General features: G+C 42.2%; 16 protein-coding genes. 14 read left to right on the forward strand and 2 right to left on the reverse strand.

Annotated features, from left to right (window positions below):
- The first annotated feature begins 10 nt into the window (after positions 1–10).
- The 8 genes from Q0K96_RS01240 (at position 11) to uvrB (ending at position 17087) form a co-directional block, all read left to right on the forward strand.
- Entirely contained in the window at positions 11–1039 is a 1029-nt protein-coding gene (locus tag Q0K96_RS01240; RefSeq protein WP_297332189.1) for an endonuclease, read from the forward strand.
- Between the two features lie 218 nt (positions 1040–1257).
- Positions 1258–7419: a lamin tail domain-containing protein gene (locus Q0K96_RS01245; protein WP_297332190.1), complete on the forward strand. Its 6162-nt coding sequence runs from the start codon at positions 1258–1260 to the stop codon at positions 7417–7419.
- A 311-nt stretch (positions 7420–7730) separates the two neighbouring features.
- A complete protein-coding gene (locus Q0K96_RS01250) occupies positions 7731–9953 on the forward strand; it encodes an NADP-dependent isocitrate dehydrogenase (RefSeq protein WP_297332191.1) in 2223 nt (740 codons plus the stop codon).
- Positions 9954–10186: 233 nt separating this feature from the next.
- Positions 10187–12562: a TonB-dependent receptor gene (locus tag Q0K96_RS01255; RefSeq protein WP_297332192.1), complete on the forward strand. Its 2376-nt coding sequence runs from the start codon at positions 10187–10189 to the stop codon at positions 12560–12562.
- Positions 12563–12582: 20 nt separating this feature from the next.
- The gene (locus Q0K96_RS01260; protein ID WP_297332193.1) at positions 12583–13407 is read left to right on the forward strand and encodes a DUF4249 domain-containing protein; all 825 of its coding nucleotides are present in this window, start codon (positions 12583–12585) and stop codon (positions 13405–13407) included.
- A gap of 38 nt (positions 13408–13445) precedes the next feature.
- On the forward strand, positions 13446–14270 hold the full coding sequence (locus Q0K96_RS01265) for a DUF4249 domain-containing protein (protein WP_297332194.1): 825 nt from the start codon (positions 13446–13448) through the stop codon (positions 14268–14270).
- 31 nt (positions 14271–14301) lie between these two features.
- A complete protein-coding gene (locus Q0K96_RS01270; RefSeq protein ID WP_297332195.1) occupies positions 14302–14964 on the forward strand; it encodes a thiamine diphosphokinase in 663 nt (220 codons plus the stop codon).
- 137 nt (positions 14965–15101) lie between these two features.
- A complete protein-coding gene (gene uvrB / locus Q0K96_RS01275; RefSeq protein WP_297332196.1) occupies positions 15102–17087 on the forward strand; it encodes an excinuclease ABC subunit UvrB in 1986 nt (661 codons plus the stop codon).
- Positions 17088–17157: 70 nt separating this feature from the next.
- Here the strand turns inward: uvrB and Q0K96_RS01280 are convergent, their stop codons facing one another.
- Complete coding sequence (locus tag Q0K96_RS01280) at positions 17158–17307, reverse strand: hypothetical protein (protein ID WP_297332197.1); 150 nt, start codon at positions 17305–17307, stop codon at positions 17158–17160.
- Between the two features lie 235 nt (positions 17308–17542).
- Between Q0K96_RS01280 and Q0K96_RS01285 the strand changes: the two genes are divergently transcribed.
- Positions 17543–19411, forward strand: coding sequence for a mechanosensitive ion channel family protein (locus Q0K96_RS01285; protein WP_297332198.1), 1869 nt, complete (start codon positions 17543–17545; stop codon positions 19409–19411).
- Positions 19412–19473: 62 nt separating this feature from the next.
- Complete coding sequence (locus Q0K96_RS01290) at positions 19474–20262, forward strand: alpha/beta hydrolase-fold protein (RefSeq protein ID WP_297332199.1); 789 nt, start codon at positions 19474–19476, stop codon at positions 20260–20262.
- Here the strand turns inward: Q0K96_RS01290 and Q0K96_RS01295 are convergent.
- The gene (locus tag Q0K96_RS01295; RefSeq protein WP_297332200.1) at positions 20259–20660 is read right to left on the reverse strand and encodes a TerB family tellurite resistance protein; all 402 of its coding nucleotides are present in this window, start codon (positions 20658–20660) and stop codon (positions 20259–20261) included. The two genes, Q0K96_RS01290 and Q0K96_RS01295, sit on opposite strands and share 4 nt — an antisense overlap.
- 58 nt (positions 20661–20718) lie before the next feature.
- On the opposite strand from Q0K96_RS01295, the gene Q0K96_RS01300 reads away from it, so the two are divergent.
- The 4 genes from Q0K96_RS01300 (at position 20719) to Q0K96_RS01315 (ending at position 24825) form a co-directional block, all read left to right on the forward strand.
- Positions 20719–21513 (forward strand): alpha/beta hydrolase-fold protein, encoded by a 795-nt coding sequence (locus tag Q0K96_RS01300; protein WP_297332201.1) that lies wholly within the window; start codon positions 20719–20721, stop codon positions 21511–21513.
- A 28-nt stretch (positions 21514–21541) separates the two neighbouring features.
- Positions 21542–21961 carry a DUF1456 family protein gene (locus Q0K96_RS01305; protein WP_297332202.1) on the forward strand — a complete coding sequence of 140 codons (420 nt, stop codon included), beginning with the start codon at positions 21542–21544 and terminating at the stop codon, positions 21959–21961.
- A gap of 5 nt (positions 21962–21966) precedes the next feature.
- Complete coding sequence (locus tag Q0K96_RS01310; protein WP_297332203.1) at positions 21967–22509, forward strand: DUF4269 domain-containing protein; 543 nt, start codon at positions 21967–21969, stop codon at positions 22507–22509.
- Between the two features lie 129 nt (positions 22510–22638).
- Positions 22639–24825, forward strand: a complete 2187-nt coding sequence (locus Q0K96_RS01315) for a bifunctional alpha,alpha-trehalose-phosphate synthase (UDP-forming)/trehalose-phosphatase (RefSeq protein WP_297332204.1) — start codon at positions 22639–22641, stop codon at positions 24823–24825.
- Positions 24826–24886: the final 61 nt, after the last annotated feature.

A 24886-nucleotide genomic window follows, 5' to 3' on the forward strand; every position in this document is an offset into this window, starting at 1 on the left:
AACGGAATTAATGAAAAGGATTTTTATTTTATTACTGCTGCCTTTTTGTGCAGTTGCGCAAATACCGGAATATTACAATACTGTAAACTTTGAACTAAGTGGCAATGCGCTGAAAAATGAACTGGCAGGTTTAATAACAGATACACATACCAATGAGCTGGTATATACTCCTGAAGTGTGGACAGCACTTAAATTAGCCGACTTAGACCCTGAAAATCCGGAAAATGTATTTCTTATTTACGGATATAATGATACGGATGATGACCCTGATAACGACAGGACTCGCGATAAAGACTTTAGCTGCCACACCACGAGCTGCGAAGGCCTTTGGGTAAGGGAACATGTTTACCCGCGTTCACTCGGTAACCCGAACCTTGAGTTTGATGGGCCGGGGTCTGACGCACACCACCTCAGGGCTATAGATTATTATATGAACAACATGAGGAGCAACAAGCGTTTTACCGAAGGCTCCGGTAATGCAGCAGTGGTAAACGGGAGTTATTTTTACCCCGGCGACGAATGGAAAGGTGATATTGCCAGGATGATGATGTATATGTATGTGCGCTACCAGTCGCGCTGCCTTGCAGTTGTGGTTGGTTTTGATGATGCTACCTATAATATGGATATGCCCGATATATTTTTAGAGTGGAATGCCGAAGATCCTGTAAGTGCTTATGAGCTAAACCGCAATGCTGTACTACAGGAAATGCAGGGTAACCGCAATCCGTTTATCGACAACCCGCACCTTGCCACACAGATATGGGGTGGCCCCGAGGCAGAGAATCCGTGGGCATTGCACGCTGATAAATTTGATAAAGAAAAACTGATTATTTACCCTACTGTAACAAACGGTACTATATATATAGATGATGCAACCGGCAGTAGTTATAAATATGAAGTGTATAATATGGTAGGGCAAAAAGTAAAATCAGGCACTGCTGCAAATTCAGTTAACATTAGCGGTAACACAAAAGGTATTTATATATTGAATATTAGTGATGGCAAAATTATACAATCACATAAAATTATTTTAAACTGATGCAGTATCGTTTATAAAATAAGCGATTGATAAAACAATCTTCTGCCGATTAACAAATTTTATTATTGTTTAATCTAATTTATTAACATTAAACTACTTAACAGTATAGTAACGGTCTTTTCACATAAATAACACCCTCAGTTAATACAGGAAGTTAATATTTGTATCCGGTTGATTACCAACCTTCCTCAAATATCCAAATATTAATTTAAACCTTTATGATGAAAAGATTACATCAAAAAATTTTCACTGTATTACTCATTTTTCTGTCGTATGTCTCATGGGGGCAGACTGATGATTTCACTGATGGAAACTTTACAGCAAACCCGGCTTGGTCTGGAGACTCCGCCTTTTCGGTTATAACAACTTCACCAGTACCTGGTGGTAGTGCAGCAACCGATGGTAATTATCTTGCTTCAAATTCAAGTCAGGGTAACATTGCACTAACTACACCAAGTACTGAAGTAAGCGAATGGAAGTTTTCGCTTGCATCACCAGACTTTGATCCATCAAGTACTAATCACTTCGGAGTAATATTAATGTCTAACACTGCAGTAACAGGTAATATAACCAGCAGCTGGACCGGATACTTCTTAAAGCTTGGTACAAATGGTTCTGGTGATAAAATTGAGCTTTGGAAAAAAACCGGCAGTGGTACAGGTACTAAAGTGGGAGATTTTTCTACAGCAGTATATGCTACAGGAGCTTTAATGAACGGCCTTAATATCAGGATAACAAGGAGTTCAAGCGGCGTATGGCAACTTTATACCTCTGCAGGATTTACTTATGCGTCAACACCTGCCATTGCCGGCGGTACGCTAACAGATAACTCTTATACAACATCTTCTTATTTTGGTGTTTATCAATCTTTTGCAAACGCTTCTACATCAAGGAGGGTTTATTTAGATAATGTTGAACTGGGTGGTCAGTCACTGTCGGTAAATACTACTGGCTTTACATCAAATTTTGGCTCTGTAGTGGTTGGTGCTAACAGCACAGGCAGTTCCTTTACTGTTTCGGGTAGCGGCCTTACCTCTAATGTTACAGTATCAGCACCTAATACCAACTTCCAGGTAAGTTTAAGCCAGTCTTCAGGTTACGCTTCTTCAGTAGCTATAAGCTTTGGGTCGGGTACTATAACAAATGTTCCTGTTTACGTGCGTTTCACTCCTCAAAGTGCAGGGGCTAAATCGGGTAACGTTACTCTAACATCGGGTAGTGCAACCCAAAACGTAGCCGTTTCAGGTACAGGACTTGCAACTACTGTTACAACAAGCGCAGCCTCTGCTATAAACTCGACCGGGGCAACCTTAAACGGTAGTATCACTAATGGTAATGCAACCGCTGCTTCTTTTCAATACGGTCTAACAACTTCATATGGTTCAACCATTTCTGCATCACCTGCCTCGGTTACAGGAACTCAAAACATCAGTGCTGTAGTAACCGGGCTATCGGTTAACACACTATACAACTTCAGGGCTGTCGGAGGCTCAGCAAACGGTAGCAACGCTACATTCTATACCCTTGCAGCCACACCTTTGGCACCAACAGTAAATGGTGCAACAACATCTTCATTACAGGTAACGGTTAATGGTAATGGTGCTACTTTATATGCCGTAAGCATAAACGGCGGTGCAATATCAGGATTTTTGAATACAGATGGTACCATATCTGCAACTGCTGTTTGGGCTACCGCTGCTAACTGGGCAAACATTACAGTTGGCGGCCTTACACCTGCTACAAGCTATGATTTTGCGGTTAATGCACAAAACGGTTCGGGTGTGCAAACAGGTTTTGGCCCTGTAACCACGGCTACAACAAGCGAGGCCACAGAGCCTTACCTGGTGCCTTTAAACAGCAGCCTCACTTTTGGTGAAGTTTGCCTTACTGATACAAATGCATCAGGCTTTATAACATTTAGCGGAGAAAATTTTGACACACCAACAACGCTTACTATAAGTTCTGCAACGCCTGATGGCGCAGGCGGATATTTACCATTAGAGGGCTTTAGCTTTGGCCTTAACGGCGACAGCTTTACAAACGGCGTTTATACGCTAAACAGCTTTAGTGGTGCAGAAGTTACCATAGAAGTACACTTTACACCAACGTCAGCTACAGATTACAGTGCAACAGATATTTTAATAAGCTATAATAACGGCGGGACAGTTACAGAGCTTATCACATTTGATATAGCATCTGCAACAGGAATTAATACCCCTGCTACAGTTATTACAGGTACAGCAACAGCTGTTGGCCAGTTTACAACAACGGTTGCAGGACAGGCAACAGAAGCCTGCTCTGAAATTACAGCTTACGGTATAGAGTACAGTACTACACAGGGATTTACAACAGGAACAGGAACACAGGTAGCAGGCAGCAACCTTACCGGCTCTGACTATTCTGCGGAAATTACCGGGTTAGATGCCTGTACAACATACTACTACAGGGCTTATGCGACAGATAATGCCGGTACACACTATGGTAATGAGCAAACGTTTAGCACTGAAGTAATAAGCGCTCCGCTGGCAACAGCAGCTACAGATGTTACCGAAACTGGCTTTACTGCCAACTGGAATGCTGTAACAGGCGCTACAGGTTACAGGCTGGATGTTGGCACATCTCCTCAATTTGAAACTACTATACTTGAAGAAAGTTTTTCAGCATTTAGCGCTCCTACAGGAGGTGAAACAGACAGCGACCTTGCAGCTACCAACACGCTTAACAACTATACAACAGTATCAGGATGGTCAGGCTCAAGAATCTACAGGGAGAATGGGCAGATAAGGTTAAGTAACGGCAGCGGTGCCGGAGAGATAACCACACCTACAATTGATATATCAGGTAACGGAGGTGTAGCTACATTTACTTTTGATGCTAAAGTATATAATGGTAATGTACCGGTATTACAGGTAATGCATGCCAGTAACGGTGTATCTTTTACACAGGTGGGCAGCAATATAACCCTGACAGATAATTTTGTTACCTATTCGGTAACCATAACAAATGGTACCGCCAACTCAAAAATACGCATACAAACAACCTCGCCTACTGCCAATAACCAAAGGTACCAGCTTGATAACTTTAAAGTTTCGCACTCGCAGTTAGTAGAAGGGTACAGCAACCTTGCAGTGGCAGGTACATCTCAGGAAGTAACAGGGCTAACACCTGCAACCCAATATTATTACAGGGTCAGGGCGGTTGCCTCGTGTACATCAGAAAACTCGAACACCGTACAGACAGAAACACTTGCCTACCTTACCCTTGTTGATGCCATGCTTGATTTTGGTGACATTTGCTTAAACGGCGAAGGCGAAGACTACTTTACATTTAGCGGCTCCAACATTAGTAATGCAGTGCTAAACATTCCTGCTTTTGAAGGGTACAGCTTTTCGCTTACAGAAGGTGGATCTTATACTACAACATTACAGATTACCAATTATAACGGAGAAGAAACTACCGTTTACGTAAAATTTACCCCGGCTTTGGCTCAGGCTTATGCGGATGTGCTTACAATTACCGGAGAAGCTCCTTATCAGGCTGCATTTTTAGAGCTTAATACTACAGCCAATGGTATTAATACACCTGCGGTAGCAACAGCCGGAGCCGCTACAGATATTACAATGGTTTCAGCAACACTTGCTGCGCAAATCACCGAGGGTGCATGTAGTGCTATAGCCTCTTATGGTGTAGAGTACAGTACAGTTAATAACTTCAGTAATGGTTCAGGTACACAAATTATTGGAGATGGTATAGATGCCGGAGGTAACTTTAGTGTATCAGTAACAGGTTTGGCACCATGTACGGTTTATTACTACAAAGCTTATACTATCAATGCCGATAACGTAACTGTTTACAGCGCACAGCAGCAATTTACAACAACTGCAATAAGCGCTCCTGTTGCCACTGCGGGTGAAGCAATAACAAAAACCGGCTTTACAGCCACTTGGGAACCGGTTGAAAATGCCGACGGATATATTATTGAAGTAAGTACAAATCCTGATTTTGGAGGATATGAATATGCCTCAGACCTTTTTATATCGGAGTATATAGAAGGCAGCAGCAATAATAAATACCTGGAAATTTATAATGGTACAGGTAGTACTGTAAACCTGTCTGATTACAAATTACTGCTGTTCTCTAATGGTAGTAGTACGCCAAATGATACTTTTGGTGACGTAACGCTTTCAGGTACATTAGAGGATGGCGCTACCATTGTATATAAAAATGCGAGTGCGGCTGTATATGGAGGCAGTGCTATTGCATCGAGCATAGCAAACTATAACGGGGATGATGCCGTTGCGCTTTTCAAAATCTCTACTGATTCTTACGTTGATATTATAGGCCGCATAGGAAACGATCCTGGATCTGCATGGACTGGGGCTAACGGCTACAGTACATCTGAAAGGACACTTGTAAGAAGAAGCAACGTTTTTGGAGGTATTACAGAAAACCCTACAGGTACAGGTGCTGATGCCTTTACAACACTTACAACAGAGTGGGATGTTTTTGATCAGGATTATGTTGGTAACCTGGGTATGCATGATTTTGATGGCGGTTTTGTACCCGATTTTGTAGCCGGTTATCAGAACCTTGACGTGGATAATGTTACTTCATTTGATGTAACAGGACTTGAGCAGTTTACAACATATTACTACAGGGTTCGTGCGTACACCGATGGCTGTATTACAGCAAACTCTAATGTGATACCTGTTACTAATACAGGGGACGTTACATGGGCTATGGTAGATGGTACAGCCAAGTGGATACCAGAATTTAAGGCTGACGGTGTAACACCAACAGAGATTGATAATACAGTAGGCGTAGTAATTGCAACAGATTACAACACTGCTACTGACGGAGAATTTGCTCCTGAAAGCATAACCGTTAACAGCGGTACATTTACAGTAGCTACAGGCACATCTATAACAGTGGTAAACCAGATTGTAAATAATGCCGCTGCTGAGAACTTTATGATAGAAGATAATGCTAATGTGATACAGGTAAATGATGTTACCAATATTGGCGAAATAAGGGCACTAAAAGCAAGCTCTCCACTGTACAGGTTGGATTATACATTATGGTCGGCACCGGTAGAAGGGCAAAACCTGCACGATTTTTCACCAATGACAGTTCCTACACGTTTTTACGATTACAGCGAAACGCTGGACATTTATACAGGTATAGACCCTATGACGAACGATTTTGAGCCGGGGCTTTCTTACCTGATACGTATGCCGAACAACCACCCTGCTTATGTAGATGGTACACCGGGCGTGCAATGGACAGGTACATTTGAAGGTACGCTTAACAATGGCGATTATGCAGTAGAAATGTCGGTTACTGCAAATGGTTACAACCTTGTGGGTAACCCCTACCCTTCGCCAATCAACATTTATGATTTTTATGCTGCTAACGAGACTACACTACAGGAATCATCTGCGCTGTATTTCTTCCGCAAGCGTAACGATACCAGTGCAACCACAAGTACGTATGCAACCATAACAATGGCAGCTTATACAGCAAATCAGGCACCGGGCGGCGATACAGGTTCTGACACCTTTACGGGAGACCCTTCAGACTGGGTAATCAACGTTGGACAGGGCTTCTTTGTGCAGGCAACCGGCGGCTCGGTAGTGTTTAACAACAGCATGAGAAGGGATGTAAACAACGGCCAGTTTTTCAGGACAAACCAGGAAAATAACAGTGTGGATATTTCGCGCTTCTGGTTAAACCTGACTGATGATAACGGGCTTTTCAGCCAGATGGCTATAGCATACAGTAATGTAACAACAAACGGCATAGATTACGGCTGGGATGGTAAAGCCCTTATTGGCGACGGGCCGCTGAATGTATATTCTACAGCCGGAGAAAACCTGCTTAACATTCAGGCACGTGAAGTATTTACAGCAACAGATGTAGTGCCGTTAGGCTATAATGCAGCCACAGCAGGTACCTATACCTTTGCACTTAATAATACAGACGGATTATTTGCAGAAGGACAGCAGATTTACCTTACCGACAATACCACTGGTGTAGTAACAGATATTACCGAAAGTGATTATACCTTTACTACAGATGCAGGACAGTTTAATGAAAGGTTTAGTGTTAGCTACCAGTTTGCTGCACTTGATACTGATAAGCATGAGCAAACAGCAACAGATGTTATAGTTTATGACAATAAAAATGTGCTTACCGTTTCATCAATAAATACAGTTATAGAAAAGGTAACCGTATATGATATTCACGGCAGGGTGTTATTAAACAAAGAAGGTAACAGCGCTACAGAAGTTTCATTAACGGAGATAGAAGCTAAAGACCAGATGCTAATAATAAGCATTGCTACCGATAAAGGTAACGTGACTAAGAAAACTGTTTTCTAAATCATCCATACATCCAACTAAATAACCCCGGGCAATGTCCCGGGGTTATTATTTTTATGCATTGCAAGCCGCTAAGTACATTCCCCAAAAATTATGAATTATAAAATAACTACAACGTTTTTTTGCCAAATTGTCATCACTCATTCTTGTTATATTTTCCTATATTTGCGAACCTTGCTTTTAATGCAGGTTTAAAGGCTTTTATCTAAATAATACTGCCCCTACACCACATATTTTAAGCAACCCGAACAAACAACAACTATTTCTGTTAATTATGCGCATTATACAGGCGCAATAAAAACCTTTAACAAATGTTTGATGCATCAAAAATTATCTACACGATAACTGATGAGGCCCCAATGCTGGCCACCCATTCATTACTCCCAATCATTAAAGCGTTTACCGCACCTGCAGGAATTGCTGTAGAAACACGCGACATATCGCTTGCGGGCAGGATACTTGCCAACTTCCCTGACCATCTTACAGATGAGCAGAAAATTGGCGATGCGCTTGCCGAATTAGGTGAGCTTGCCAAAACACCGGAAGCTAACATTATAAAGCTGCCTAATATATCGGCATCTGTACCGCAGCTTAAAGAAGCTATAAAAGAATTACAGTCTCAGGGATATACTATACCCAACTATCCTGAAGAGCCTAAAAATGAAGAAGAAAAAGACATAAAGGCACGTTATGCAAAAGTGCTTGGTTCGGCTGTAAACCCTGTATTGCGTGAAGGTAACTCTGACCGCAGGGCGCCAAAAGCCGTTAAAAATTATGCAAAGGCACACCCGCATAGCATGGGTGCATGGTCTTCAGGGTCTAAAACCCATGTAGCGAGTATGGATCATGGCGACTTTTACGGCAGCGAAAAATCGGCTACTATGCCGAGTGCTGACGATGTAAGGATAGAGTTTGCAGACAACAATGGTAACATAACTGTATTAAAACAAAGCACTCCGCTAAAAGCAGGAGAAGTTATAGATACCTCTGCAATGAGCATAAACGCACTTAAGGAGTTTATTGCCACAAAGGTTGAAGTAGCAAAACAACAGGGTATCCTCTTCTCGGTACACTTAAAAGCAACGATGATGAAGATTTCAGACCCTATTATCTTCGGCGCTATAGTAGAAGTATTCTTTAAAGATGTTTTTGAAAAATATGACGGGCTTTTCCGTGAGCTGGGTGTAGATACCCGCAACGGGCTTGGCGATGTATATGCAAAAATTGAGGGTACACCTCAGGAAGCCGAGGTTAAAGCCGCGTTAGATGCCGCTATGCAAAACGGCCCTGCCATAGCCATGGTAAATTCTGATAAAGGTATTACCAACCTGCACGTTCCGTCAGATGTTATTGTAGATGCATCTATGCCTGCCATGATACGTACATCAGGCCAGATGTGGAATGCACAGGGCAAACAACAGGATACACTTGCGGTAATACCGGACAGGTGCTACGCAGGATTATATACCGCAACTATAGATTTTTGTAAAGAAAACGGCGCTTTTGACCCTGCCACTATGGGCAGTGTGCCAAATGTGGGGCTTATGGCCCAGAAGGCTGAAGAATACGGCTCTCATGATAAAACTTTCCAGTTAAAGAGCGAAGGTACGGTTAGGGTGGTAAACCAGGCCGGAGAAACTGTAATGGAGCAGAAAGTTGGCGCAGGAGATATTTTCAGGATGTGCCAAACGAAAGATGCACCAATCCGCGACTGGGTTAAGCTTGCCGTTAACAGGGCTAAGCTAAGCGACACCCCTGCTGTTTTCTGGCTTGATGAGCACAGGGCGCATGACAGGGAAATAATCGCGAAAGTAAATGAGTACCTTAAAGAGTATGACCTTACAGGAGTTGACATAAGGATCATGAATCCTGTTGAAGCTACCAACTTTACTTTAGAGAGGATTAAGAACGGACAGGATACGATATCGGTTACCGGTAACGTGCTAAGGGATTACCTTACCGACCTTTTCCCAATATTAGAACTTGGTACTTCTGCTAAAATGCTTTCTATCGTTCCGTTAATGAATGGTGGCGGACTGTTTGAAACAGGTGCAGGAGGCTCTGCGCCAAAGCATATCGAGCAGTTTATTGAAGAAGGCTACCTGCGCTGGGACTCTTTAGGGGAATTTCTTGCGCTTGGCGTTTCGTTAGAACACTTGGGTCAGACATCAGGTAATGAAAAGGCGCTCGTGCTTTCTGAAACGCTTGATGAAGCAAACGAAAAATTCCTTCAAAATGATAAATCGCCTGCACGAAAGCTAGGTGGTATAGATAACCGCGGTTCACATTTTTACCTTGCCCTGTATTGGGCACAGGCACTTGCGGCCCAGGATAAGGATGCAGAACTTAAAAAAGTTTTCACTCCAATAGCTGAAGCGCTTACGGCAAATGAGGCTAAAATAAATCAGGAACTTATAGATGCCCAGGGTAAACCTCAGCACATAGGTGGTTATTACCATCCGGATGAAGAAAAAACCTTTGCTGCTATGAGGCCGAGCCAAACGTTTAACAATATACTCGCACAATTAAATTAGTAACAAAAGCTGCCCTGAAAGGCAGCTTTTTTATTACTCTGAATTTACGTATATAGTTTGCAGAACAATAACTTACATCAAAAGTAAGTATTAGTTTGTTAAAAAATCATTAAGTACTGTAACATGATACAATAAGCATCGTCTAAAATACGTTTACAAGTGCCATAAAGCTTTTGTGGCTTAATATAATTTAGTTCAAACATCAATCAAATCAAAACCAACACATTCCAATCATGATTTTACCCTTGCGGAATTACCTTACGGTAATGCTCTTGCTGCTGTTTGCTTTTGCAAACGCGCAACAAAAATTTACTTTAAGCGGCACAATATCAGATGTCTCAAGTAACGAAACCCTTATAGGCGCATCTATCTACATTCCTGAAGCCAATATTGCCGTGGCTACCAATGAATATGGCTTTTACTCTATCTCATTACCTGCAGGTACTTATACAGTACAGGTAAGCTTTGTGAGCTTTGGTACACTACAGGAAACCATAGAGCTTAACCAGGACATCAGGAAAAACTTTTCGCTTACACCCGGTGAGGAGCTTGACGAAGTGGTTATTACTGAAAACGTTAACCGGGCAAATATTAAAAAAGCCGAAATGAGCGTTAATAAGCTTTCTATACAGGAAATTAAGAAAATGCCGGTAGTGCTTGGCGAAGTAGATGTACTTAAGTCTATCCTGCAACTGCCGGGTGTTACCAATGCGGGCGAAGGCTCTTCGGGGTTTAACGTGCGTGGTGGCGCTGCCGACCAAAACCTTATATTGCTTGACGAAGCCACAATATTCAACTCTTCCCACCTTTTCGGGTTTTTCTCTGTGTTTAATTCAGATGCAATTAAAGACCTGAAGCTTTATAAAGGCGGCATACCGGCACGTTATGGCGGCAGGGTATCGTCTGTGCTTGATATTTACCAGAAGGAGGGCAACAGCAACGAATTCCACATGAATGGAGGAATCGGTGTTATTTCGAGCAGGCTTCTTGCCGAAGGCCCTATTGTGAAAGGCAAAAGTTCATTTCTTGTGGGTGGGCGCGCTTCTTATGCGCACCTTTTCCTTAAGCTGGCTGATAACGAGAACTCAGCTTATTTTTATGACCTTAACACCAAACTAAGCTATAAGCTTAATGAGAACAACAGCCTCTACCTGTCGGGATATTTTGGTCGTGACCTGTTCAATATCAGCGACAACTTTAATAACATATACGGTAACTCTTTTGTTAACCTGAGGTGGAACCACCTGTTCAACGAAAAGCTGTTCGCCAACCTGTCTATGATTTACAGCGATTACTACTACGGCCTGGAACTTGATTTTATAGGGTTAAACTGGGATTCAGGCATTAAGAACTTTAATCTTAAGTACGATTTAAAGCACTATATATCAGATAAATTTAAGCTTAGCTACGGCTTAAATGCGCTGTATTATGATTTTAATCCGGGAGAGGTAACACCGTCAGATGAAAGCTCATCTGTTAATCCGGAAAAGCTCGACAAAAAATATGCTTTTGAGCCTGCTTTGTATATTGATGCAGAACACGAACTTTCTGAAACGGTTTCGATAAGCTATGGCTTAAGGTACAGTATGTTTTACAGGCTGGGTTCTCAAACCCTTAACCTGTATGCCAATAACCAGCCGGTTACTTATGATGAGAACCTGAAAATTTACGAAAAGGCCGACCCGATAGGCACACAGCGTTATGGCAGTGGCGAAACCATTGCCGATTTTAACAACCTTGAGCCACGTGCAGCCATATCATTTAAAATAGATGATAACCAGTCGGTAAAGGCAAGCTACAACCGCATGGCACAGTACCTGCACCTGATATCGAATACCTCGTCTCCTACCCCTCTTGATGTTTGGGCGCCCAGCGGCAAATACATAAAGCCGCAGTTGCTGGACCAGGTTGCAGTGGGTTACTTCAGGAATTTCAGCAATGATGCTTATACGCTTGAAGTTGAATCGTTCTACAAAAAGATACAAAACAGGATAGATTATATTGATGGTGCCGACCTTATAGCCAATAATGCCATAGAGCAGGTAATACTTAACGGGCGCGCCCGTGCTTACGGACTTGAAATGCTTATCCGTAAAAACGAAGGCAAGCTTACAGGCTGGATATCTTATACTCTTTCGCGCTCTGAGCAGCAGACACCGGGCCGCACATCTACAGAAACAGGTATTAACAACGGCGAATGGTACAAAACCGGTTATGACAAGTTGCACAACCTATCCATTACAAGTTCTTATGAGCTTGACAATAAATGGTCTTTTGGGGCAATATTTGCATTACAGTCGGGACAGCCGGTAACATACCCTAACGGGCAGTATGTATATGGAGATATTGTTGTTCCAAGTTTTGGGCAACGTAACGAAGAACGACTGCCGGCTTACCACCACCTTGACGTATCGGCTACCTATACTCCCGAACCCGAAAAGAAAAAAGGATGGCAGGGCGAATGGGTGTTTAGCATCTATAACCTCTATAACAGGAGGAACGCGGCCTCTATCACCTTCAGGCAAAATGAAGACTCCGGTGCCAACGAGGCGGTAAGGCTAAGTATATTCGGTATAATTCCGAGTGTAACTTATAACTTCAGGTTTTAACACATAATTCTAACATCATCATGAAAAATATAAAGTTTTTACTTCTTATAATAATAGCTGCTTTTGCCGCGTCCTGCGAAGATGTGGTAGATGTAGATTTAAATACTGCGCCACCACGCCTGGTGGTAGATGCCTCTATTAACTGGGTTAAAGGTACCGATGGAACAATACAAAGCATAAAGCTTACTACTACAACAGGCTACTATGAAGAGGAAATTCCTGTGGTAAGCGGCGCTGTTGTACAGGTAACCAACAGCACGGGTACAATTTTTAATTTTACGGAAGAACCCGGCACAGGCATATATACCTGTACCAATTTTGAACCTGTAATAGGCGAAACCTATACGCTGAATATAACGTGGCAGGAGCAGCAATATACAGCAACAGAAACGCTTTATGCAGTGCCGGATATAACAGACATTGTACAGGAAAATGATGCAGGTTTTTTTGGCGAAGACATAGAAGTCCGCATAAAATGGATGGATAACGGTGCTGAAGACAATTTTTACATGATACGCTTTGACACTGAAGTACTTCCATATCCTGATTATGATGTTCAAAATGATAATTTTTTTCAGGGAAATGAAATGTTTGATTTTATATGGAATGAAGACTTTGAAGCAGGACAAAATCTTGGTATCAAACTATACGGAATCTCTGAGAAGCATTTTAATTATATGTATATTCTCATAAGCATTGCCGAAGGCGGCTCGGGCGGAGGTCCTTTCCAGACACCTCCGGTTACCGTGAGGGGGAATGTTATCAACACTACAAATGAGGATAATTATCCGTTAGGTTACTTCCGCCTTTCTGAAGTGGTTGAAACCAATTATACCATACAATAATCGGCATTGTATTTGAGGCAGTTAGTCAAACAACTGCTATGAAAAAGAACTACTTTATTTTGATAATACTTATGGCAGGCCTGCTGTTTACCGCATGCGAAGATGTGGTAGATGTAGGCCTTCCTTCTTCTGAGCCGCGCCTTGTGGTTGATGCCTCCATCAATTGGCATAAAGGCGATTCGGGTAACTGGCAGCTTGTAAAGCTTACCACATCTACAAATTATTATGCCACCGAAATACCTGCGGTGCAGGGTGCCAATGTGTATATTCGTTCACAAAGCGGCAACTTTTATGAGTTTACAGAAATAGGCCCCGACAGCCCGGGCTTTTATGCTTGCGAAAACTTTCAGCCTGTAATTGGTGAAACTTACACTTTACATATTATTTATGATGATAATCACTATACTGCTACAGAAACTCTTATGCCCGTGCCTGATTTACAGTACGCAGAACAGACAGATGATGGTTTTTTAGAAGGCCAGCAGGTAGTAAGGGCATATTTTGATGACCCTCCCGGTATAGAGAATTATTATATGCACGGTTTTTTCCGTGAGGAAAAGGGGCCTCAATATGCCGTTTTTGACGATAATTTTACAGATGGCAACAATACTTATACTGTACGAATATTTGATAACCTCCGCAGGGGCGAAATAATGACAATAAGGCTTTTCGGCATTTCAGAAAGATACTTCGACTACATGAGTAAAATTTTCACTACAACTTCCGAAGGTAATATAGGGCCGTTTCAGGTTGCGCCGGCACAGTTACGTGGAAATATCATCAATGAAACTGACCCCGACAATTATGCTTATGGCTATTTCCGGTTATCCGAAGTATCATCTTTAGAATATATAGTGCAATAGTATTTTGTATTTTTACAGCTAAAAGATATACATGTCTTCACACCACATAGTACGCGATGACCAGGAGCCTGCCTTAATTATTTCCAACGGAGCCGAGTGCAGCCGCGAATTGATGGGCCAGTTGCTGGAATGGTCGCCGCTGGTTATAGTGCTGGACAGCGCCATGCACCGCGTTGTTGAGCTGGGCATTAAAGTAGATGTACTGCTTGGCGACTTTGACAGGGATTTTAACCCTGAGCAGTTTTTGAGCCTGCAATACCCGTTGGAAATTGTACACACTCCTGACCAGGATAAAACCGACCTTGAAAAAGCTTTTGAGTATTTAATAAACCGTGGATTTCCTGCCGCAAATGTTATATGGGCTACCGGTAAACGTGCCGATCATACTATAACCAACATTACCAATATTGTGCGCTTTCGCGATAAGCTAAAAATAGTGGTGCTTGACGACCATAGTAAAATTTTCCTGCTGCCGCAAAAATACCAAAAGTGGTACCCCGCAGGCACTCCCCTTTCGCTGATACCCATAGGCAAAGTATCAGGCATACACAGCAAAAACCTTAAATATGAACTGGCGGATGATGAACTTACCATAGGCTACCGCACCGGCAGCAGCAACGAAGCTCTTAATGATGGAATGGTGGTTATAGAACACCACGCGGGCGACCTTCTGCTAATGGAATGTTTTGATTAGATTAAGCCCCCTAACTCCCAAAGGGGAAACGACCAATTTAAAACTGACATAATTAATTTCGGACTCCGGACATCCCACTTCCGACTTTGTTTTAATAGGCACCAAGTATTCATTATCTTTGTAGTAAAGCGAAGAAAATGAAATTTCAGGTAGTAAGTGATTATAAACCTACGGGCGATCAGCCACAGGCAATAAAACAACTAAGCGCAGGTCTAAAGTCGGGTGAAAAGTACCAGACACTTTTAGGTGTAACGGGTTCCGGTAAAACGTTTACCATGGCCAATGTTATACAAGAGGTGCAACGGCCAACGCTGGTACTGGCACACAACAAAACACTGGCGGCACAGCTATACAGCGAATTCAAGCAGTTTTTCCCGAATAATGCCGTTGAGTATTTTGTTTCGTACTACGACTACTACCAGCCCGAAGCCTATATACCCGTAACAGGGCTTTATATAGAAAAAGACCTTTCTATTAACGAGGAGCTTGAAAAAATGCGTCTCAGCACCACCTCTTCCCTGCTCTCTGGCAGGCGCGATGTTTTAGTAGTGGCTTCCGTATCGTGCCTTTACGGTATCGGTAACCCTGTAGAGTTCCAAAAAAATGTGGTATCTATAGAACGTGACCAGGTAATAAGCCGCACCAAGTTGTTGCATCGTCTGGTACAGAGCCTCTACAGCCGTACAGAAGCCGATTTTACACCCGGTACTTTCCGTATTAAAGGCGATACGGTAGAGGTGTTCCCCAGCTATGCCGATGAGCCTTTCCGAATCCACTTTTTTGGTGATGAAATTGAAGAGATTGAGGCTTTTGATGCCAAAACAAGCCAGGTTTTAGAAAAGTATGACCGCCTTAACATTTATCCTGCCAATATGTTTGTTACCAGCCCCGATGTGCTTCAGGGTGCGATTTGGGAAATACAACAGGATTTGGTTAAGCAGGTAGATTATTTTAAGGAAATAGGCAAACATCTTGAAGCCAAGCGACTTGAGGAACGTACTAACTTTGACCTCGAAATGATTCGCGAACTGGGCTATTGCAGCGGTATCGAGAACTACTCACGCTACCTTGACCGAAGGCTGCCCGGCACGCGCCCGTTCTGCCTGCTGGATTACTTTCCTAAAGACTACCTGATGGTGATAGACGAAAGCCACGTTACCGTGAGCCAGGTGCATGCTATGTATGGCGGCGACCGTTCGCGTAAGGAAAACCTTGTGGAGTATGGATTCCGACTGCCGGCAGCAATGGATAACCGCCCGCTGAAGTTTGAAGAATTTGAGGCATTGCAAAACCAGGTGGTATATGTAAGTGCCACCCCTGCCGATTATGAAATGCAAAAAAGTGGCGGCGTTTATGTAGAGCAGGTAATACGCCCCACCGGGCTGCTTGACCCTGTTATAGAAATACGCCCGAGCCTGAACCAGATAGACGACCTTATAGAAGAAATACAGCAGCGCGTAGAGCTTGACGAGCGTGTACTGGTAACCACGCTTACCAAACGCATGGCAGAAGAGCTTGCCAAATACCTGACAAAAGTATCTATACGCTGCCGTTACATTCACAGTGAGGTGGACACGCTGGAACGCGTAGAGATCATGCAGGATTTGCGCAAGGGCCTGTTCGATGTGCTGATAGGTGTTAACCTGCTCCGTGAGGGGCTCGACCTGCCGGAAGTATCACTCGTAGCGATACTGGACGCCGACAAGGAAGGCTTTTTGCGAAGCAACCGCTCACTCATACAAACGGTAGGCCGTGCGGCGCGTAACGTGAACGGTAAGGCTATTATGTATGCCGACAAGATTACCGACAGCATGCAGCGCACCATAGACGAAACCAATTACCGCCGCGAAAAGCAGCACAATTATAACGTGCAGCATGGCATTACGCCACAGGCACTGAACAAAAAGATAGAGAATTCTACATTAGGTCGCAGCGAAGCGTATAAGCTGGAACATGCCCCTAAAATTGCTGCGGAACCTGATACCACATATATGGCAAAAGTGGATATTGAGAAAATTATACGCGAAAAGCGCAAAAGCATGGAAAAAGCCGCCAAAGAACTGGACTTTTTACAGGCTGCCAAGCTAAGGGATGAAATTAAAGTGTTACAGGAGAAGGTTTAAAAAAAAGCTGTCGATTTTCGACAGCTTTTATGTGGAGGATCTTGGAATTGAACCAAGTATCTAATATGTTTCAATGAAAAACAGCATCAAAGTATTTGTCAGTTGGAGGTAATCCTCCTTCAATTCCAATAGACCCAATACCCCAAGAAATTATTTTCCCTGTTACAATTAATACTTTGAAAAGAGATAAATGAATAAAAATATGTTTAACTAATTCCATAAAATCAAATTTTGAAGTTGTTATATAATAAGACAAAAACACCAACAAAACGTGTAACAAATGCCAATCCTCAATGAACGTAATTAGACAATCCAAATCATATATATTTTCGTGACTATCTTTATTTGGAAATATACACAATTTTAACCTATTTTACAATAATTTACCAATATACAATTTATTAAATTAATATTAATCCTGTATCTTGCTTAAACAACCACAAAACAAACCCGGGATGAAAAGATTATTCCGCTTCTTTATATTTTCTGTAGTGCTAACCGTTGGGCAGGTGCTGTACGCTCAGGCTGACTCAATAAAGCAGGCTGATTCCGTTAACACTGCCGGCATCCGTAATTATAAACTGCAGCTTGAAACGCTGGAGCAGCAACGCCTTGCCGATTCGGTTAAAAAAGTACAGCTACAGCAGCAACTGCAATCGTTACAAACTACAGATAACCTTAAAAAAGAACAGCTACAGCAGCAGCTTGAAGCCCTTAACAGCCGCGAGGCACAACGCATTGCCGATAAAAAAGCGCGTATTGATTCACTCAGGGCCACGGCTAAAGGCTATCCGGTTACCGGCTTCTTTAAAGATACGCTCTTTACCATATACAGTAAACTGGGCAGCTTTTCGGCGCGCGACAGGGCTAATGCCATTACCGAGCGCATACAGGTATTGGGAGATGATTACCTCTTTAGCGGCGATTCACTTAAGATAGTACCTTCAGAAAATACGTTCGACGTTATGGCGGGCGAAAAGATACTACTGAGCGTTTCTGAAAATGATGCCCTTTGGAATGATACCGGAACCGAAGCACTGGCACAGGCTTACAGGAAAATTATAAGCGATGCCATAACCCATTATAAAAAAGAGACCAGCTTTATTACCCTTGCAAAGGAAATTGGCCTTGCCATACTGGTTATATTGCTATTGGTACTCATTATAAGGCTTTGTAACAAACTTTTCAGGTGGACTGCATTAAAGATATACAGTCAGGAAGGAAAGCGCATTAAAGGCATTAATATAAAGAATTATAACCTGTTTGATGCAGGCAGGCAAATACAGTTGCTGCTAATGCTGAATACAGTAATCAAGTGGTTTGTTATTCTGTTACTTATTTACATTGCGCTGCCTATACTCTTCGGAATTTTCCCGTGGACGCAGAATTTTGCCGAAACACTTTTTAGCTACATCCTGTCGCCTGTCAAAAAGATAGCCTTCGGGCTGTGGAACTACCTGCCCAACCTGATAACCATAATTGTCATTGTATTTGTTTTCAGGTATGTGCTTAAGTTTGCACGCTTCCTTAAAAACGAAATTGCCAGCGGCGATCTTACCATTAACGGCTTTTACCCCGACTGGGCCAACCCTACTTTCCAGATAGTAAGAGTGCTGATTATAGCTTTTATGCTGGTACTTATATACCCTTACCTGCCCGGCAGCGACTCGCCCATATTTCAGGGTATATCTGTGTTTCTTGGGTTCCTGTTTACATTTGGGTCAATGGGGTCGTTATCAAATGTAATTGCCGGATTGGTATTAACATACATGCGGCTTTTCAAGATAAACGACAGGGTTAAAATAGGCGATGTAGTGGGCGATGTTATAGAAAAGTCATTGCTGGTTACACGGGTGCGCACCATAAAAAATGAGATTATCAGCATCCCAAACTCAACGGTCATGAACAGCCACACCATCAATTACAGCAGCGATACTGCCGAGCGCGGGCTTATACTGCACACCACCGTAACACTGGGGTATGATATTCCGTGGCAGGATGTTTATAAAGCGCTAACCACAGCAGCCGACAGGACTCCGTTACTTTTAAAAGAGCCGAAGCCGTTTGTGCTGCAAACCAGCCTGGATGATTTTTATGTGTCCTACCAGCTTAACGCCTATACCAAAGATGCCAACAAGCAGGCTGTAATATACAGCGACCTGCACCAAAACATACAGGATTGCTGTAATGAGGCAGGCATAGAAATACTTTCGCCACACTACCGTGCCGCACGCGATGGTAACATGACAACCATACCTGCCGATTATCTTGATAAAGATTATAAAGCACCACCATTTAATGTAAAGATGCAGAAGGATGAATAGCAAGAGGTTAAATGCTTATTAAAACGGGCTGTATTTTCCTGCAAAAAGTTTAATTTCATTGCATGAAGGCACAAACTTGCGAAAAAGGAAAAGTAATAGAACTGCACCTTGATGCGCCACAACTGCATGCAGACAAAACAATATGGGTGTACCTGCCCTTTGGCTATGATAAATCAGGTAAGCACTACCCTGTTATCTACATGCATGACGGGCAAAATGTTTTTGACCATGCTGAAAGCTATAAACGCGAATGGCACGTAGAGGAAAAACTAAATAATTTACACAGCGAAGCCATAGTGGTAGGTATAGAGCATGGCGGCAGCGTGCACCGTATAGACGAGCTTACTCCTTATAAAAACGAAGCCTATGGCGGGGGCCATGCAGATGACTACCTTGATTTTTTAATCAACATCCTGAAGCCGCATATTGACAGTACTCACCGCACCATGCCCGAAAAAGAACATACTACAATTTTCGGCAGCTCTGTTGGCGGACTCATTTCATTTTATGCGCTTTTAAAGCACCCTGAAGTATTTGGCAGTGCAGGGGTTTTCTCTCCGTCATTTTGGTTCAGCGAGGAAATTTATAAGCTGATAGAAGATACTAATGCTATAAGCGGACGTATTTACTTTATGGCAGGCGACCATGAAAGTAAAGACATGCTGCCCGATCTTGACCGTATGGAAAAGCTTGTACTGGAGCGTGTGCAGGATAAAGGTCAGATTCATAAAAAGATAGTGCGCAACGGCAGGCACAACGAAAAGTCCTGGCGCAAACAGTTTGCCGATGCTTACCTGTGGCTCATGCAAAATGAGATAACCGGCAGTAACAGCAACGAATTAAATATCTAATTATGCTGCGCACGGAAAAGTGCTAAAAGTATATCAGGATCTATTAATCCCGATGGTGATTTTTGCATTTCTGCGAGTACGCTGCGCATGGCAAAAGGGCTTAGTCCCATGTTAACACCCATTTCCCTTATGGCTATCTGTTCATTTGCATGCAATACACCGTCGGCATGCATTAAAAGTGCCAGCCTGTAAAACTGCAAAATACGCTGGTGTTCTGATTTTATTATCACTTTTTCAGCTTTGTTTTCAAACAGGTTTTCAAAATCGTTTTTATCAACATTAAGCTGCGATGCCACAATACAAAGAAACTGGTGCTCCCGCTCATGCACCTGCCCGTCAATCTGGGCAAACGCAATCATTTCTGAAAGCAGGCTTAATTTTTCTTCATAGGTGCTCATGATAATTTGTATTTTTAGCTAATTTATCTTTTTAAAGTTAAAAATCAAAGTTATTTATATGCGCCTTCTGATTTTGTTATTAACATGTGTTGCCTTCCCTGCTTTAAAAGCACAACCCTCAGCAACGGGTACAATTACTAAAGTTACCTTACAGTCGCCTCAGCTAAATGCAGAAAGGGGCATTTATATCTACCTGCCGCATAATTACCACAGCAGCAATAAAAAATATCCTGTAATCTATATGCACGATGCACAAAACCTGTTTGATGACAAAACAGCCTTCGCCGGAGAATGGCGGGTAGATGAAACACTCGACAGCCTGAAGGCACAGGTAATTGTTGTGGGCATTATGCACGGTAATGAAACCCGGTTAAAAGAACTCACGCCCTACCCTAACCCTGAATATGGCGGCGGCGATGCAGATGCTTATCTTGATTTTTTAGTACATACAGTAAAACCTTATATTGATAATACCTACAGAGTTAAAAAAGGCCGCAGGCACACCTATATCTTCGGCAGCTCACTCGGGGGGCTGGTATCTTATTATGCTCTGATAAAATATCCCGAAGTTTTTGCAGGCGCAGGTATCTTCTCGCCTTCTTTTTGGTTTACTGATGATATATACCGCCTGACAGAGAGCACAAAAAAGATGGACGCCAAAATATATTTCATGGCAGGCGACAGCGAAAGTGAGCAAATGGTAAGTGATGTTGAAAGAATGATAAACCTGCTGAAGCAGAAAGTAAAAGGTAAAAACATAAAGCTGAAAATTATACCGGGCGGGAAACACAACGAAGCGCTATGGAGCAAACAATTTGCAGAAGCTTACCTATGGCTGATACAGGGCGAATAATATTAGCTACCTTTGCAAAAAGAGTAACATGAATAACAACGATATTTTTAAAAAGCTACGCGTTGCGCTACAGCTTAGGGATGACCAAATTGTAGAGATACTGCAACTGGTAGATTTCCGTATTTCTAAAGCTGAACTCGGCGCTTTTTTTCGTAATCAAGACCACCCAAATTACATGGAGTGCGGCGACCAGGTACTTCGCAACTTTCTTAACGGGCTCATCATACACTTAAGGGGCACTAAAGAAAACCCTAAAAACCCTGAAGAAGTAATAGCCAAAAATAAGGCAGGTGTAAAAACAAACACAACACCCACTGCAAAACCAGCCGGGCCTAAAAGCCAGGCAACAGGTAAAACACCATCCAAGAACAAAAACTTTAAACCTAAAAAACAAGAGCCTGTAATTGAAAAGGTAAAGTTTAATAATGGTAAGAATAAAAAGTCGTAAAACCGTTGCATAAACTGGATAACATAAACTATTTAAAATCTGGTAATGCTGTACAGCAAGAAGCATACAGGATATTGACAGTTTATAAAGTTATACATCATTTACAAAATTTCACCCCGGTACTTGCAGGTACTATTCCTTTAGAAATAAATATTGATACCAGCGACCTTGATATTGTTTGTTATTGGCAGGATAAACAAACATTTAAAGATACTGTCAGTCAGTATTTTTCATCATTTAAAAATTATAATTTGCGGGAAGCAGATATTAACGGACACGCTTCTGTCATCGCTAACTTTGTTATAGAAGATTTCGAAATTGAAATTTTCGGGCAAAATATTCCCGTTACCGGGCAATATGGTTATCGCCATATGGTAATTGAATATGACATACTGCAACAAAAAGGAGAAGATTTTAAAGACCGTATCATCGAACTCAAAAAACAAGGCTATAAAACCGAGCCTGCATTTGCCATACTACTCGGGCTAAAAAATAATAATCCTTATGAAGCTTTGTTGGATTATGAGTTACATAAAAATCAGCACTAGTTTTTAACAGATATATAAAACCCTCCTAAAATAATGTTAACTAACACTTTGTTAAACAAGCGTTAAGGCATGGTTTTGTAATTTTGAAGGTAATCGTTCCGCTACTTCCTTAGCGGCAAAACACCTTACATGAAAATCATTACAGTATCTTACAGGCTGCCACTATCAATAAAAAAACAAAAGCAAAAAGTAAAAATTACACAAAGCTCTGGCGGGCTTGCTACAGCAATATTATCGTATTCGGAGAAAAGCAATGTAAACCTTACATGGGTGGGTGTTGCCGATTTTGACAAAACCACGTGGGAAGAAAACAAAGACAGGTATGAAAAGAATTTTGAAATAGAGCCTGTTTTTTTAGATAAGCAGCTTAACCGACAATTTTACAATGTTTTCAGTAATTCGGTACTGTGGGCGCTTTTTCATTACTTCCCGTCTTTTGTGGAGTATACCGACTATGGGTTTGAAGCATACAAAGCTGCAAACGAAATTGTTGCCGAAAAAATAAACAGTATTTATGAACCGGGCGATATTGTATGGATTCACGACTACCACTTTTTAGGACTGCCAAAGCTGGTTCGTGAATACCACCCTGATGCTAAAATCGGTTTTTTCCTGCACATACCATTTCCTAATTTTGAGATTTTCAGGATACTGCCCAACAAAGCCAAAAAATACATTCTTGAAGGAATACTCGGCAGTAACGTTGCAGGCTTCCATACCTGGGATAACACCATCCATTTTACAGAATGTGTAGAAAAGATAATGGGCATACCGCATAAAAATTTCCTTTTCAGCCAGGACTCGCACCGCACAAAAGCAGGCTCCTTCCCTATCAGTATCGATTTTAATAAGTTTTACGATGCTTTCGACAAAGAAAGGGTTATTGCCCTTCGCGATGAAATTAAAGAGCTGTATGGCGATAAAAAGATCATTTTTTCGGTTGACAGACTCGATTATACTAAAGGCATAACCAACAGGCTTAATGCTTTTGAGAAATTCCTGCAAAAATATCCTGAATGGAAAGAAAAAGTAGTATTCCTGCTGGTGTTGGTGCCATCAAGGGAAGAAATAAAGAAGTACGGCGAACGCAAACGTATGATAGAGCTTAACATAGGCCGCATTAACGGTAATATGGGCAACTATAAATGGACACCTATCGTGTACCAGTACCAGTCGGTTGATTTTGATAAGCTCATAGCGCTTTACACAAGTGCAGATGTAGCACTTATATCGCCTGTGCGCGACGGAATGAACCTTGTAGCAAAAGAGTATGTGGCATCAAGAAAAGACCTGCGTGGGGCGCTTATTTTAAGCAGTATGGCAGGTGCAGCCAAAGAACTTAAGGAAGCTATCACAATAAACCCGTTTGATGCCGAGATGATTGCTGACAAGCTATACTACTCCCTTAACATGGAAGAAGAAGAACAGGCGCGCAGGCTGGAACGCATGCAACGTTACCTGCAAAAACATGATGTATTCAGGTGGGCATCACGATTTTTAGAAGAAACGGAAGATATACACAAACGCGACAGCAAGGCAAAAGCATTACACGGCGAAGAACGTGACCTATTTTTACAAAAGTTTGAAAATGCGGAAAAAAGGCTGCTGCTGCTCGATTTTGACGGCACACTGGTAAACCTGCAGGCAAGGCCGGAAATGGCAGTGCCGGGTCAGGATGTGCTGGAAACGCTGGCACACCTTTCGGCAGACACTAAAAATGAGGTATGGATAGTAAGCGGGCGTAACCGTGAATTTCTTCAGGAACATTTGGGGCACCTTAACATTGGAATGATTGCCGAGCATGGCGGCTATATTAAAAATACAGAATGGGAACCTGTTATTACAGGTACGCCGGAATGGAAAGAGCAGGTTATTGATATTATGCAGGATTATGTAGATACCAATGTTGAAAGCTTTGTAGAGGTTAAAGAGTTTGGTGTGGCATGGCATTACCGCAATGTAGATGAAAAGCAGGGCTTTAACGCCAGCCGTGAACTGCTGATGCTGCTTAAAAATTATATGCACAACACCCCAACCCAGATTATTGACGGAAACAAGGTAATAGAGGTAAAACACTATATGGCGCACAAAGGCACTACCTGTAAGAACAATGTTTTGTGCGGTGAGCATGATTTTGTAATTGCCTTTGGCGATGATAAAACAGACGAAGACCTTTTTGAATTGCTTACAGGCGAAAATGAATATTCTGTAAAAGTGGGTAAAGGCAATACTGCTGCCAGGTACAGGCTGGAGAGTGTTGAGGAAGTATTGGCTTTTTTAAAAGAGCTGGAGAAGAGTTTAGAATTTGAAAAGTGAAGGTGAAAGTTCGATAATGTCAAACAGAAACCGAACAATGAAGCGGAAACATCTGCCAAGG

It is taken from the genome of Flavobacterium sp., assembly GCF_024305175.1.
Lineage (GTDB): Bacteria > Bacteroidota > Bacteroidia > Flavobacteriales > Flavobacteriaceae > Flavobacterium.